The organism is Cellulophaga sp. BC115SP (assembly GCF_009905545.1).
Classification (GTDB): Bacteria; Bacteroidota; Bacteroidia; order Cytophagales; family Spirosomataceae; genus Flectobacillus; species Flectobacillus rivi.
Genome location: NZ_JAAALB010000009.1, coordinates 1 through 14,451 on the forward strand (window position 1 = coordinate 1; position 14,451 = coordinate 14,451).

Consider the following 14,451-nt stretch of genomic DNA (forward strand, 5'->3'; position numbering starts at 1 on the left):
CAGCAACAGTGCAAATAAACTGGGAAGGAAAAGACGTGTACAAGCTTAAGGATTCAAAACGACCTACGGGGCAATTTACGTTTGGATACCTTTACGATGGAACAATTGTATATCAATACCAACAAAATGGTACATGGACATTCACCACTGACCCTTATACACCACAGCCAAACCAACACGGTATTGATACAAAAACCATTTTAGACTATTATAATGGTATTCCTATCTATCAATTTGGAAATGGAACGAGACCTGATGGGGTGTTCGGATATCTTGAGGATGGGACGTACGTATATGAAAGATGGATAAATGAAGGTACTCCAGAGGAAAAGAAAGAGTATTATTGGTAATGAATAAAGATAATACAGATGATTCTCAGCTGTAAGAAAATCAGAATATAATAGACTTTATCACGGTTTATTTGATATAGGACAAAATTGTAATCATCATCGATTTCTAGAGATATACAAATACCTCAAATTTTGCTAATTTGCGATTTTACCTATCCAAATGGACTGTATTTTCTGTAGGTATCATGGCTGATTAAACCTACTAAGTATAAACCGTGATAAAGTCTAATATAAGATTGAAGTTATTCTAGTAATATTCTAATCTTTTCTATATGTTGTTCAGATTCTTTTTTGGGATTAATATGTAGGTAATAAACACCACGAGGTAGATTTTTGACATCAAGCTGTAATTTGCTACCATCACTAGACGAATCTATATTGTATAATTCTTGATTTGAGATTGACTTTAATACTTTGCCAGAACTTTCCTGATATAAATCTATATTTTCAATTTGTTCATTCAAATTTTTAGAGTTTTCAAATTGTATTGTAAGCTGATCACTAGCAGGGTTTGGATATACTTTGTAATAAGAGCAAGGATAAGAGTAATATGGTCCCGAAGGATAATTACCGGGTACTACGGGAGAGAGAGGAGAAACCCCACAGCCATTTTCGACAGAGACACGCAAATAATGAGACTGTCCACAACTACCTCCCGGAATACCTGTACCGTATGGCGTTGTTCCCGTTTTTACTAAATTATTATCTACATACCATCTGTAGATTGAACCGTTTAGGGGACTTGCATTGGCATCTATAGCTCCATAAGGAGCAACTCCTATAATTGTTAAGGAAGCGTTTGCTAAGCCAACCTCAAAATTGTTTGTACGCCTAGTTGAAACAGTATTTGAGCAAGGTGTACTAACTTGCACTTCTACCCACCCAATACCAGAGTTACTTCCTTGTTGTTGTACCGTTATTTGATTAGTTCCTTGTCCTGCAATGATAGATAGAGTACTACTGGTTATCCAATTATATGTGGCTCCAGAAATATTTTGCATACTAAATGTTCTTGACCCCGAACATAGTAAAGACAAAGACCCCGATATATTAGTTGACACATAATACTTGAGATTACTTGTTCCGTAAGGAGTATAATTCCATGCATGCCTCATGAGGGGATATCTGTTCCATTTTGATTGGAACACCCCTGAAGAGGATGTCGTGATAGCAGAATGGTCTCCAGAACCCCAAGAAACTTTACCAGGATATGTCTCATTGCAAACTTGCACATAACTTCCATCACTCATATAAATATCTTCGTCAGTGGTGTAATTATATCCTATCCAGAGTTCTGAACCACCTTCTACTATATTCCAAGCATAACCATGACAATTATACTTTCTCGATGAACTAAGTAATGGAGAACCACTCTTGATCTGTGTTGCGTTAGGGTATGCCAGTGCATAATAATCATCAATAGCTTGTCTGTCAGCATCAGATTCCTGTGCCATATTGTATGCAGTAACCGAAGAACCTTTGGGTGTATATATTACAGTTTGTGTATCTTGTGCATTGCAGAAAGCACATCCGAACAAAATTCCAATTGTAAAAATAAAATGTTTTTTCATATCTTAATATTTCCAAATAATTATATCTTTTCTTAAACTATTTATAAAGTTTTGATTTTCCTCAAAGTCCTTAAATTTCACATAAGTGCCATCACATTCCCTAACTTCACACAAAACACAATTATCAGGAAAATTCTCTACAACGAGAATATCACGTGATTTATATTTTTCCAAATACATCACACACCTACTACAATCTCCATAATCACCTTTTTGCATTTTCTCAGTAAACTCCTTTAACCAAGGAAGGTTTGTTACAGGGTTTATAACCCCGCACACAGTATCGTTGACAATATCTTGCTTTGAACAAGCAAATGATATCAATATTAATAGAGTGAACACTAATAATCTTCTAATTTTCATAGCTATGTTTGGTTATGATTTAACAGGTGAACCTTCGAATTTCTGTCAATAATTATGCCGTACTCGTTGGAGAAATTCCAACAAGTCTCGTATTAGCAACAAGCCGAGTAATGAGGGCATAAATTAGTTAGTTTGTGGCTGGCGCACAGTTGTTGGAGACAACTCCAACAAAGGCTGTAATAATTATGCCATACTCGTTGGAGTTTCTCCAACGAGTCTAGCGTTAGCAACAAGCAGAGTAGTGAGAGTATAAATTCTGCCATCGTTGGAGTTATCTCCAACGAGTCTAACGTTAGCAACAAGCCGAGTAATGAGGGCATAAATTAGCTGACTTGTGGCTGGCGCACAGTTGTTGGAGACAACTCCAACAAAGGCTGTAATACTAATATTTCAGACCGCTACAGATGTATATAATGGCATTTCGATAACCGATATATTAGACTTCAGCAGCAATTTTCTGGGGTCAAAACTATCTTTTATGGGTTTATACAAGCCAGTAGGTGGTAAACAAATACAATTAATCGTATAAATTTCCAGAAAATTCTTCATGGCTTGCACGGTGTTTCCGTGAAATACTTCTACATGAATTTTTGCTAAAGTCTTTGAATAGGTTTGACGAAGCTCAGAAATAGAAGCTTTGAAATCGGTCGTAAATACTTCGTCAAGGAAGGGTTTGGGTCTATACAAAATCATTTCCGTTATCGAATATTCCATTTCACGAGCCAATAGTAAGACTATTTCTACAGGATTTTCATCAAAAACCGATAGCGCCCACTCAATGGTCTGAAGAGTAGCATTGGTAAAATCTACAGGAATAAGGAGTCTGATATGTTTTTGCATAAACTTCAAGATTGTTTATGCAAACTTCCTCAAACAGTATTAGTGCTAGTTAAGAGTCGTATTAGAAAGGGATTAAAGAAACGTGGACGATTGTGGATTTCGGATGTTTGATTGATGGGCTTTAGGCTGTAAGCCGTAGGCATTAAGCAAAAATCTTTCAATTATTTCATGAGAAATGCTATTTAATTTTTGGCCTACGGCATAAAGCCTCGAGCTTAATGCAGGCAAAATTCCTAAAGTTTAACCTGTTAACTTTATCAAACACTTATCGTCTTTTTAGCTAAAATATGGGGAAAACGAATCGTAAACGTAGTCCCAACACCCACCTGAGAATCGACCTTTATTTGTCCATTATGCATTTTGATAACGTTTTTAGAAAGTGGTAAACCAATGCCGTATCCTTCAAAAAGTTGGGTATTTGAAGCTCGGAAGAAAGGGTTAAAAATCTGAGAAATTTCTTCTTCAGGAATACCTATGCCTTGGTCTTTTATTACCATAATCACCTCCGAATCAGTGGCTTTTATAGAAATCGTTACGGGCTTGTAATGGGAATATTTGCAGGCGTTTCCAATAATATTGGAAAATGCCACCAATAATAATTGCCTATTACCCATTATTTTCAGCCTTTTAGGGTCGTCAGGGACTTCGTTTAGGTCAACGATAATATGATTTTTGGGCGAAAGTTTATCAAATGTTTCTTTGACATCCCACAACAATTGATCAGTACGAACGATTTCACGAGTTGGTTTATCGCCCTGATAACCGCTTTGCGCCAAAAACAATAACGATTTGGTGATATGGTCTAAACGCTCGGCTTGCGCTAAAATATTTTGTATTGCTTCTTGATAAACCTCAGATGAACGCTCCTTTCTTAAAGCTAAATCAGCCTCGCCAATTATAACCGTGAGGGGCGTTCCTAGCTCATGTGAAGCATTACTGATAAAGTTTTTTTGGATTTCAAAAGCCGTTTCTAATCTATCGAGTAACTGATTAAAAGTACTAGCCAACTCCCCAATCTCATGGTTATTGGTAGGTTCTTCGAGTCGCAAATGAATATTATCGGTACTTATTTGGCGAACTTTGTCAGTGATTTTTTTTACTGGGTCAAAAATGTGTGTTGAAAAATAAATGGACACATAGAGTGTCAGCAACGTACCTAACCCAATGGCTATCAACAATACATTTCGTAGATACGCTAAATGGTGTGCAGTAAAATAATTTTCGGCAGAAACTACAACGATAGAAGTTTTATCACCTTGGCTATATTTTAGACCAGAGTACACCACATCGCCGTCCCTTAACGTAGCTTTTCCTTTTACATTTATCTGAATTAATAGCTCTTCAGGCAAATGGTATTTTGAAGCATAAAAGTCAAAACTTTTGTTGGACTCTAGCTGCATCACCATTTCCTTTTCTTTGTGCAGTTTTTCAAAAAACTGCTCTCGAATCATTTTATAAGCCTCCGACTTATTGGTATCTTTTTCTAAATAATATTTGCTGGCAATAATGGCACGGGTTTGTACACGTTTATCAAAATCAACATGGGAATATTTGTCAAAAGAATAGTACACCGCAGTCCCCAACAATAAGATGATAAGCAAGCAACTTGTAAAGAAGATGCTCGCCATTTTGGTACGTGTTTTCATGACTTGATTTTTAGAACATATCCCATTCCTACAACAGTATGAATAAGCTTGTTTGGTGACTGAGCATCAATCTTTTTCCTTAAATAATTGATATAGACATCCACCAGATTTGTCCCCAAATCGAAGTTTATGTCCCATGCACTTTCCAATAAATCCAAACGAGATAGCACTTTTCCTCGGTTACGTATTAGCGCCAATAGCAATCGATACTCAGTAGCGGTAAGCGTAATATTTTCGCTATTTCGAGTCACCACTTTTGAGTCATCATTAATTACCAAATCGTCGATTTGATAGATATGTTGAGGCGCTTGCGAATCATCAGAGCCACTTTGTTCGTTGCGACGAATTAAAGCATTGATACGCGCGTGAAGTTCTATAAACTTAAAAGGTTTTACCAAATAATCATCTGCTCCTGCATTGAGCCCAATAACAACATTCTCGGTTGTTCCTAACGCAGTCAGGAAAAGTATAGGCGTTTTTACATTATTTTGACGAATGGATTTACATACTTCCAAGCCATTTTTGTCGGGCAACATGATGTCAAGAATAATCAAATCGTATTGAAATGACGATGCCATCTGAAATCCTACTTCGCCAGTGAGCGAAACCGAAACTTCATATCCTTCTTCTGTAAGCCCTTTTTTAATAAATGTAACAACGCTGATTTCGTCTTCAATCAGCAAAATACGTTTCATAATTTTTGTTTTTGTATGTGGTGTTTGGCACTAACTAGGTAAAAGAAGTTATTAGTTAATCGTATATCTGTTAATATATTTTATTCATAATCAACAAGATACTATCAAAATTTATCACCGATATACAGGTACTATACGCACTCTTGTCACTAAAATATAGCTATTGGGTATCCATTTTTCTAGCTAAAACCCTAAAAATACCAAAGCACAAAGATAAGTTTATGCAAACGCAAAGCAAATAGTCTTCAATTATGCTTGCTGGAGATGCTCCAAACAAACTGTTTTTAACAGATAAGTCCAAGACTTAATATTGACTGAGTAATTTTTTTCAAAAAAAATTATCCCTTCACCCAACCATTTTATTCGCTATTCCATCTAGGTATAAAGTATTGGTTTGTGACTTGTGATAACGATGGCTCATTTGCAAATTGGTTGTATAGACAGAAATTAGAATTCATCAGAATTTGTAGATAAAATCAAAGACGCTAAGTACATTTACAAAATAATTATGATAAAAAAGCTGTCAAGATTTTAGCACATCCTAACTACAATGAACATTATTAGAAATATTTTTAACACACTTACTTCTACTAGAGCTGCTGGTGCATATCTATTACTTTTTGCGATTGCCATTGGTGTGGGTACTTTTATAGAAAATGATTTTGGAACAAGTTCTGCTCAAGCACTTATTTACAGAAGTCTTTGGTTTGAAATTTTGTTATTCTTGTTCAGTGCTTCTATTCTTGCCAACATTCAGCGCTACAGGCTGATACAGCTCAAAAAATGGGGCTCGCTTACTTTTCACTTGGCCATTATTGTGATTTTGATTGGGGCTGGTATTACTCGTTATTTTGGCACGGAGGGCATGATGCATATTCGTGAGGGACAAACTTCGAATACCTATTTGTCTGCCGAAACGTTCTTGATTTTTAAAGTTCAACAAAATGACAAATCATATTCTTTTGACGAGCCTGTCTTTTTCTCTTCTTTAGGAAATAACTCATTTAGTAATTCTTATCAAATTGGAAGTAATTTGGTAGAAGTCAATCTTGATAAATTTATTCCAAATCCTGTTCAAAAAGCCATAGATAGTCCCAACGGTAAAGCCATGATAAAAGTAGTGGTAGCTGGCGCTGGCGGTCGTGAGGAATATTTTGTAAAACAAGGTGAGCAAATGCAAATCAATGGCGTTGATTTCAATTTCACCAATCAGGTTTTACCAAATGCCTTTAATGTTTTCTTAGAAGCAGATACATTATCTTTTTCTGTTAATCAAACAGTAAGTCAAACTGTTATGGCAACCCAAAAGCAAGATACCTTACAAGCTGGCGGGAAATATCCTTTGCGTTTGCGCTCCTTGTATAGTGTGGGTGGAAGCAATTTTGTGATTGGAGATTTTGTCTCAAAAGGTATCGTTTCTATTGAATCTTCTTCGAAAAAAATCAAAAACGAAAGCATGGTTGGGCTAAATATGACCGTAAAAGTCAACGGACAAGCCCAAAGAGTGATGGTTACTGGTCGTAAGGGAGAAGCTGGTAAGCCACAGGTTTTGACATTTGGAAACACCAATGTGTCAATTAGTTACGGCTCAAAACAGGAAGTACTTCCCTTTTCGTTATTGTGTAAAGATTTTGAGCTAGAAAAATACCCTGGCACCGAAAACCCTTCTTCGTATGCTAGTGAAGTAAAGCTTATCGACCAAGCTAACCATGTGAATCAAGACACCAGAATTTACATGAATCATATTTTGGATTATGACGGCTATCGTTTTTTCCAATCTTCGTATGATAATGATAAGTTAGGAACTTATCTAAGCGTAAACCACGATTATTGGGGCACGCTATTCTCTTATTTGGGTTATTTCTTACTAACAATTGGAATGGTGATGACCTTCTTTATGAAGAATAGCCGTTTTGCGCAATTGATTAAAAAACTTCAAGAATATCAGAAATCTCTCATCATATTCTGCTTACTTTCCTTGAGTTCAGTTGGAGCCGTTTATGCTGATACTACTTCGCCAATTCCTGCCGATCATGCTACAGAATTTGGAAAACTATTTGTGCAAGATTTCAATGGTCGTATCAAACCAATGAATACGCATAGCAGTGAAATCTTACGAAAAGTTGCTAAAAAATCATCTATTGGCGATTTAAGCTCTGATCAGGTTTTGTTATCGATGTTGCTTTTTCCTGGACAATGGGAAAAGGAAAGTATCATTCAAGTACCTGACCATCCAGAACTTAAAAAAATATTGAAAACCGATGCCAGCACACTTAGTTATGTATCATTCTTTTCGGCAGATGGAAAATACTTACTGGAAGATGCTGTAAGACAGGCACAGGCTATGATGCCAAAAGATCAAGGAACTTTTGAAAAAGCGGTCATCAAACTAGATGAAAAGGTCAATATCATGAATATGGTCTTTTCGGGAACGTTAATCAGAATTTTTCCTCAAAAACAAGATAGCACCAATACTTGGTTGTCGCTGCCTGATATTATGCATATCGGACAAAATTCACCCAATAAAGTTACTGAAGCGCAACAACTATTGACTACCTATTTTCAAGCGCTCAATGAAGGTATTAATCGTAACGACTTTGGACAGGCGACAGGAATTTTGTTAAAAATAAGGGAATTTCAAAAAGTGAATGGTGGCGACTTGGTTCCTTCTGAAACCAAGCTCGAATCCGAATTATTGCTGAATAAACTAGATGTTTTTAACCGACTTCGAAATTTCTACGGAATTCTAAGTTTGGTTCTAACCTTTACCTTTTTATTTGTAACCGTAAAAAAAGTTAAAATACAGTCAAAAATCACTTCTATTTCATTTTGGATTGTATTCGTTGGGCTATTTTTTCATACTTTAGGACTTGGTTTACGCTGGTATATCTCTGGACGAGCACCTTGGAGTAATGGGTACGAATCTATGATTTATATTGGTTGGACTACGACTTTGGCAGGTATTTTATTTTCCAGAAAATCATTGGGAGGATTGGCCGCCACAACCACTTTAGCTGCCACCATCTTATTGGTAGCAAGCATGAGCTGGCTCGACCCCGAAATTACGCCATTGGTACCTGTTCTTAAATCCTATTGGTTGACCATCCACGTATCACTCGAAGCAGGAAGCTACGGATTCTTGTTATTAGGTGCTGTGGTAGGAATGCTCAATTTGCTATTAATGATTTTTGCCAACTCAAATAATAAAGAAAATATCCTCAAAACCATCAAAGAATTAACCGTTATCAGCGAAATTATTTTGCTGAGTGGATTAGCCATGATTAGCATAGGAACTTATTTGGGAGGTGTGTGGGCCAACGAATCGTGGGGACGCTATTGGGGTTGGGATGCCAAAGAAACTTGGGCACTCGTTACCATTTTGGTGTACTCATTCATCTTGCACATGCGATTTATTCCAAAATTACAGGGTTTATATGCTTTTAATTTTGCGGCTTTGTTTGGTTTTGGTACAGTAATTATGACGTATTTGGGTGTTAACTACTATTTGTCTGGCCTTCATTCTTATGCAGCAGGTGACCCTGTCCCTATTCCTCCTTCAGTCTATTACACAGTGATAGTACTGACCCTTTTAAGCATATTTTCTTACCTAAAATATCAAAAACTTTTTGGTAAAAAGTAGGTAGGACAAAACAACCAAAAATAGAAATCATCCCGAATTTAAGTATCCAAAACTTACCTTCGGGATGATTTCTATTTTGTGCAAAAGCATGTAAGATTCTTACGCCGTTTGAGCAACTGTATTACTGAATGATTCTTGTAATACTGCCGACATCAAACGCTCAAGCTCGGCTTGTTGGGCTTTGTTTTCAGCTTCTAAAGCACTTACCTTTTCTAATAAACCTTCCACCTTGGCTACAATGGCTTGTTGCTCGGAAAGAGGGGGAAGGGAAATTAGAGTAAACAATACCGTGTTTCTATCTATTGCAGCCCATAAAGCTATTTTAGATTTTTTGTCACGGGTGAATAAATAATTCACCCGCTAATTGAAACCGTTATTTAAGACACAATCCTATTGTTAACTATGGCGCTAAATTGGTGTTTAGGTTCACCTTAAGCATCTTGTCTAACCAGTCTTTTATACGAACTCTACTCCTCTTCAACCTTTGTTTTGGCTAAATAAGCCTTCTGACTTATTTCCATGATTAATTCATCAAGTTCATGGGCAGAAGTAATGATATGTTCAAAAAACATTCGCTTTTCGATTTCTGGCATCAATTTATTGTGTTCAAACATCTGAATAATTCCCATGATTCGTGCTAAGGGGGCTCGTACCAAATGTGACTGAATCCATGCTATCTCACTAAGATTTCTATTCTGTAACTCGATAGACTCGATGTATTTGATTTTTTCGGTAATATCGTTGGCTAATACTACCCGTGCTTTTCGACCTTTATAATTAATTGGGTTGGCTCGGATTTCGACTAAAATAATTTCACCATTTTTTTTGAGATGCTTAAATACTCCAACTGCAAAATACGGATTTACGACGCGTGTTTCTTTTACTTCTTCCATCAAAACAGGTATTTCCTCTGAAGGACGAATATCTGATATTTTCATTGATAAAAATTCTGAACGATTATAGCCATAATGTTTGATAGCGGCTAGATTGACATCCATAAAATCGAGCGTTTCCAAATCAAAAACCCACATGGGTTGCGGACTAAAGTCAAAAAGCTCGTTGTAGCGCTGTTCTGAATCGAGTAATTCTTGGCGCTTTTTACGGCGCTCAATACAATAAATGATACTTTTATATAGGGTGGTAGGACGTAAATCGTCTTTTATGAGATAATCATCAACACCCGAAGCGATTGATTTTACACTAAATGCTAAATCGGAGTTGCCAGATAAGATGATCACTGGAAAATCTTTGGAAATCAATAAAACAGCATCAATTAACGATTGACCACTTTTATCGGGCAAATACAAATCGAGCAGAATCATATCAAACTTTTCTTCAGGCTTTTGCAAAACTACTTGTGCCTGTCTGAAAGTTTGACAATGCGTGATTTGCGGCTCACGCATCATATCGTGGAGATAATCCTTAATAAGGATAAAATCTCCCATATTATCTTCAATGATAAGTACTTTGTAGGGAAATGGGTCTCTATGCATGATAACTTGGCGGTAATTGGACTAAGGATAGCCAAAAGTTCTCAATTTGGTTTACAGTTATTTGAAACGATTTTACATCTACAGGCTTAGTAATGTAGCAGTTAGCATGGTTTTCGTAAGCCATACTAACATCTTTGGGCGTCGACGAAGTCGTAAACATCACTACGGGAATATGCTTAATATGTTCAGTATTTTTGATAAATCGTAATACTTCATGTCCATTCTTCTTGGGAATATTTACATCCAATAGTACAAAATCTGGTAGAACTTCATGAACATATTTTCCTTTTTTTGTTAAAAAATCCATCGCTTCTTTTCCGTTTCGAACAACGCTCAATTTATCGACGAGGGATGAATGCTCAAAGGCTTCTTTAGTAAGAAGAATATCTCCTTCATTATCTTCAACTAATAGGATGTGTCCTTTTTTCATAGTGTTGCGTGTGGGTTATTTTTTTATTGAAAAGTAAAATGTACTTCCGTGGTGTTCGATAGATTCTACCCAGACTTTTCCGCCCAGCATTTCAATGATTTTTTTGACGATAGCCAAACCAATGCCTGTGCCAGGGTATTCTTCACGGGTGTGTAGACGTTGAAATATGATAAAAATGGTCTGAAAATATTCTTCTTCAATACCTATGCCATTATCTTTTACCGAAAAAATCCAATGAGTAAGCGTTTCGCTGGCTTCTATTTCTATGACAGGATTGATATCGGGTTTTCGGTATTTGAGCGCATTGCTAATCAAATTCTGAAAGATTTGTTCGATGCGAAATTTACTCGAAAAAATAACGGGCATCGAGCCAATCGTAATCTGTGCTTCATTATGTACAATCTCATGATGAAGTACACTTAAGGTATGGTTCAGCACTTCATTGATGTCGACCAACTGTTTTTTTTCTTCTATTCGCCCAACCCTCGAAAAGTCCAGCAAATCCAAGATAATCTGTCGCATACGCTTAGCGCCGTCTATGGCATACCAAATGTATTGCTTTCCTCGCTCGTCGAGAACTGCCTCGTATCTATGTTCAATCTGAGAAAGGAAATTGGTAATCATTCGGAGCGGCTCCTGCAAATCGTGCGAAGCCACATACGCAAATTGTTCTAATTCGGTATTAGACACTTCCAACTGTTTGATATATTCTTCTAGCTCAAGATTAAGTTTTTTTAGTTCTAATTCTTGTTGCTTTTGAATCGTTATATCACGCCCAATCCCTAAGACACCCATAATATCACCTTTTTCATTCTTAACGGGCACTTTGGTCGACTCTAACCACAAATCTGGTTTCCCTGGGGTCTGATGCAACTGTCCATAATTAAACAGTGATTCACCAGTTTGAAGAATATGTAAATCATGGTCATATCCGATTTTGCCTAGTTCGTTATCAAACAACTCCAAATCAGTTTTTCCCAAAACCTCTTGTTCGTTTTCTGCTCCCAAGAATAAATAATCTACGCGATTACTGATTACTTTTCGAGCCTTAGTATCTTTGAAATAAACTGTCTCGGGCAAATTATCTATTAGTGTGCGCAATAGTTTGCGTTCCTCTTTGATGAGCTGATGAGCATTTTTTTGCACAGTAATATCGCGGGCATATACGCTCATAATGTCTTGGGTAGGAAAACAACGAATCTCCACCCATTTGTTAATAGGTTCATAGAAAGACTCAAAGGTCACAGGTGTAAGATTTTTGCGAGCATATTCAAGATTGGTAAAAATCTCAGTTTCGATACTTCCAGCGAAAACATCCCATATTACCTTACCTACGACTTGCTCTTTTGAGATACCTGTAAGTTTGGTAGCCTGCGCATTCCAATAAGTCACAACCCACTCTTGGTTGAGCATCAAAAAGGTATCCCCTGTTGTTTCGAGAATATCATTTTTCTGAATAATCACCTCTTGGAGAGCTAATTCGTTGATTTTTGAATGATTTATATCTTGAATACTTCCATAAAGGCGCTCGCATTTACCGTTGATAAAGTCGGTTTCGCCAATAATTCTAGCCCAACGCTCGGTGCCATTTGGTAATATTATAATAAATTCTCCGTCCCATGGTTGTCCAGTTTGTATAGCTCTGTCGATACAGAAAAAGGCGCGTTCTCGATGTTCCCCCTCTTGATAAACTTCAACGAGTTTGTTGAGTGTGGTCAGTTTAAAATCATCTTGTGAATAGCCAAACACATCATGAATCGTATCTGATACAAATATGTATTGAGATTGTAAGTTAATCTCCCAGCTTACTATCTTAGACATCAAACTAGTTTTTCTCAACAATTGTTGGAGCTTTCGTTCCTCCGTAATATCACGACCAATGGCTAGTAAATGTTTTCCATCCATGCGCATGGTCGAGCGCCAAGCAATATTCAAAATTGCTCCTGATTTGGTCAAATATCGATTTTCAAAAGAGTACACTTTCGAGAAATCCTTTTCTGACCTAAAAGCTTCAAGCGTGGGATTTTGGTCTCCTTGAAAGATAAATTCATAGAATTTTTTGCTCAATAGCTCTTGCTCTGTATAACCCAACAATTCGCTAAATGCAGGATTAACTCTCTTGAAAAACCCATCCAAGCCCAATACACAAATCATATCAGGGGCAAAGTCGAATATATGTTTCAATTCTTCTTCAACTTGCTTCCGCTCTATTTCATTAATCAAAAGCTCCCCTAGCTTTTTGAACCAATCTAACTCAAATTCTGAAACTAAGCCTTTGGGCATTCCTAATGTTAGCACTCCCCAAAGTCCTTTAGGAGTTTGCATCACAATACCTATGACTTTTTTATCAGGTAGTTCAAAGGTTTCGCACATTTCTTCCTTTGAAGCAAATGCTTTCATAGCAAAATCTGCACCTGCTTTGGCATCGGGGAATATATAGTTTTGTTGACTCCCAAAGCGTATCATGTCATGAGTAAAACTATTGAGCCATATCTCAACATTTTTCAAGCCTAACTCATGGGTAATCAAAAGACTCAGTTCTGAAAGGATAAAATTGAGATTTTGGGGTTGTCTAAATAACGTTCGAACTTTTTCTTTGAACGCCTTTCTCAGTTCTTCATTTTTATAAATTGTTATATCACGTCCTATTGACAGCCATTGAATCAAATTGCCTGATTTGTCATAAATTGGTGTTACAGAAATACTTAACCAAAACTTTTCACCAGATTTTCTATAATTTAAAAGTGACAGTTGTATTGGCTGGCAATTTTCCGATGAGGTACGTAAACGATCGATTTGCTCACGATCTGTTTCTGCTCCAGTAAACATCATTGGGCTATTGCCCAGAATTTCGCTCAAAGAATATCCTACAAGGTCACAAAACGCCTTATTAGCAAATAAAATTTTAGGTTCGGAGCCTTCTTTGAAGGTATCCATGATAAGAATAGTATCGGTGGTATGTGCCACCACCGTCTCAAAAAGCTCAGGAAGATAGATACTGCTTTTCTCGGCAATAGTAATGATATGCAATATGTACTGAGTCTGGTTTTCTTCGAAGTAACTATTTTGAATTTCGACCTCAGTATTATTCAAACTTATATACACAGTATGGGTAGCCTTAGTAGAGACTGCCTCTTTCAAAGAGTACAAAGTTTCACTGAAATACATCTCGTTTTGAGAAAATAGAGGCTGTAATTCCTCAAAATTCTGTTGACGAATTTGTATTTCGGTTAATCCTCCTGTGTAGTTCAAATAAGCTATGTTTAGCTCTACAACCACAAAGTTATTTTGCTCAACTTTGAAAAGTAGGTAGGGTTTTGAAATATGCTTTATTATATCCAACATTCTGTGTCTATTTTAGTATAACCAATATTGTCCAGCCTCAATTTTAGAGAGATGGGTAATTTATTATTGAATACACTC

General features: G+C 36.7%; 11 protein-coding genes. 2 read left to right on the plus strand and 9 right to left on the minus strand.

The genetic code is table 11. From position 1 onward, the window contains the following. Nucleotides 1–350, plus strand: a 350-nt coding sequence (locus GVN22_RS09135) for a hypothetical protein (protein ID WP_166550724.1), incomplete at its 5' end; no start/stop codon positions are given. Nucleotides 351–592: 242 nt separating this feature from the next. Here GVN22_RS09135 and GVN22_RS09140 read toward each other — a convergent pair. The 5 genes from GVN22_RS09140 to GVN22_RS09160 all read right to left on the minus strand — a co-directional run bounded on the left by GVN22_RS09140 (nt 593) and on the right by GVN22_RS09160 (nt 5,465). Continuing rightward, nucleotides 593–1,921 (minus strand): T9SS type A sorting domain-containing protein, encoded by a 1,329-nt coding sequence (locus GVN22_RS09140; RefSeq protein ID WP_166550725.1) that lies wholly within the window; start codon nt 1,919–1,921, stop codon nt 593–595. Between the two features lie 3 nt (nt 1,922–1,924). Next, nucleotides 1,925–2,284, minus strand: a complete 360-nt coding sequence (locus tag GVN22_RS09145; protein WP_166550726.1) for a hypothetical protein — start codon at nt 2,282–2,284, stop codon at nt 1,925–1,927. A gap of 390 nt (nt 2,285–2,674) precedes the next feature. Further along, the gene (locus GVN22_RS09150) at nt 2,675–3,124 is read right to left on the minus strand and encodes a hypothetical protein (protein WP_166550727.1); all 450 of its coding nucleotides are present in this window, start codon (nt 3,122–3,124) and stop codon (nt 2,675–2,677) included. Nucleotides 3,125–3,381: 257 nt separating this feature from the next. After that, on the minus strand, nt 3,382–4,770 hold the full coding sequence (locus tag GVN22_RS09155; protein WP_166550728.1) for a HAMP domain-containing sensor histidine kinase: 1,389 nt from the start codon (nt 4,768–4,770) through the stop codon (nt 3,382–3,384). Then, nucleotides 4,767–5,465 (minus strand): response regulator transcription factor, encoded by a 699-nt coding sequence (locus GVN22_RS09160; RefSeq protein WP_166550729.1) that lies wholly within the window; start codon nt 5,463–5,465, stop codon nt 4,767–4,769. The genes GVN22_RS09155 and GVN22_RS09160 overlap by 4 nt, the downstream gene beginning before the upstream one ends. 550 nt (nt 5,466–6,015) lie before the next feature. Here GVN22_RS09160 and ccsA point away from each other — a divergent pair. Beyond that, entirely contained in the window at nt 6,016–9,105 is a 3,090-nt protein-coding gene (gene ccsA / locus GVN22_RS09165) for a cytochrome c biogenesis protein CcsA (RefSeq protein ID WP_166550730.1), read from the plus strand. A 99-nt stretch (nt 9,106–9,204) separates the two neighbouring features. Here the strand turns inward: ccsA and GVN22_RS09170 are convergent, their stop codons facing one another. The 4 genes from GVN22_RS09170 to GVN22_RS09185 form a co-directional block, all read right to left on the minus strand. Beyond that, nucleotides 9,205–9,462 carry a hypothetical protein gene (locus GVN22_RS09170; RefSeq protein ID WP_166550731.1) on the minus strand — a complete coding sequence of 86 codons (258 nt, stop codon included), beginning with the start codon at nt 9,460–9,462 and terminating at the stop codon, nt 9,205–9,207. 110 nt (nt 9,463–9,572) lie between these two features. After that, on the minus strand, nt 9,573–10,598 hold the full coding sequence (locus GVN22_RS09175; protein ID WP_166550732.1) for a PAS domain S-box protein: 1,026 nt from the start codon (nt 10,596–10,598) through the stop codon (nt 9,573–9,575). Next, a complete protein-coding gene (locus tag GVN22_RS09180) occupies nt 10,591–11,028 on the minus strand; it encodes a response regulator (RefSeq protein WP_166550733.1) in 438 nt (145 codons plus the stop codon). The genes GVN22_RS09175 and GVN22_RS09180 overlap by 8 nt, the downstream gene beginning before the upstream one ends. Nucleotides 11,029–11,043: 15 nt before the next feature. Then, complete coding sequence (locus GVN22_RS09185; RefSeq protein ID WP_166550734.1) at nt 11,044–14,373, minus strand: PAS domain S-box protein; 3,330 nt, start codon at nt 14,371–14,373, stop codon at nt 11,044–11,046. Nucleotides 14,374–14,451 lie beyond the last annotated feature (78 nt).

Bases quoted from the DNA above. Each gene is read 5' to 3' on its own strand.
- GVN22_RS09140 (WP_166550725.1), bottom strand. From the start codon at position 1,921: ATGAAAAAACATTTTATTTTTACAATTGGAATTTTGTTCGGATGTGCT.
- GVN22_RS09145 (WP_166550726.1), bottom strand. From the start codon at position 2,284: ATGAAAATTAGAAGATTATTAGTGTTCACTCTATTAATATTGATATCA.
- GVN22_RS09150 (WP_166550727.1), bottom strand. From the start codon at position 3,124: ATGCAAAAACATATCAGACTCCTTATTCCTGTAGATTTTACCAATGCT.
- GVN22_RS09155 (WP_166550728.1), bottom strand. From the start codon at position 4,770: ATGAAAACACGTACCAAAATGGCGAGCATCTTCTTTACAAGTTGCTTG.
- GVN22_RS09160 (WP_166550729.1), bottom strand. From the start codon at position 5,465: ATGAAACGTATTTTGCTGATTGAAGACGAAATCAGCGTTGTTACATTT.
- ccsA (WP_166550730.1), top strand. From the start codon at position 6,016: ATGAACATTATTAGAAATATTTTTAACACACTTACTTCTACTAGAGCT.
- GVN22_RS09175 (WP_166550732.1), bottom strand. From the start codon at position 10,598: ATGCATAGAGACCCATTTCCCTACAAAGTACTTATCATTGAAGATAAT.
- GVN22_RS09180 (WP_166550733.1), bottom strand. From the start codon at position 11,028: ATGAAAAAAGGACACATCCTATTAGTTGAAGATAATGAAGGAGATATT.
- GVN22_RS09185 (WP_166550734.1), bottom strand. From the start codon at position 14,373: ATGTTGGATATAATAAAGCATATTTCAAAACCCTACCTACTTTTCAAA.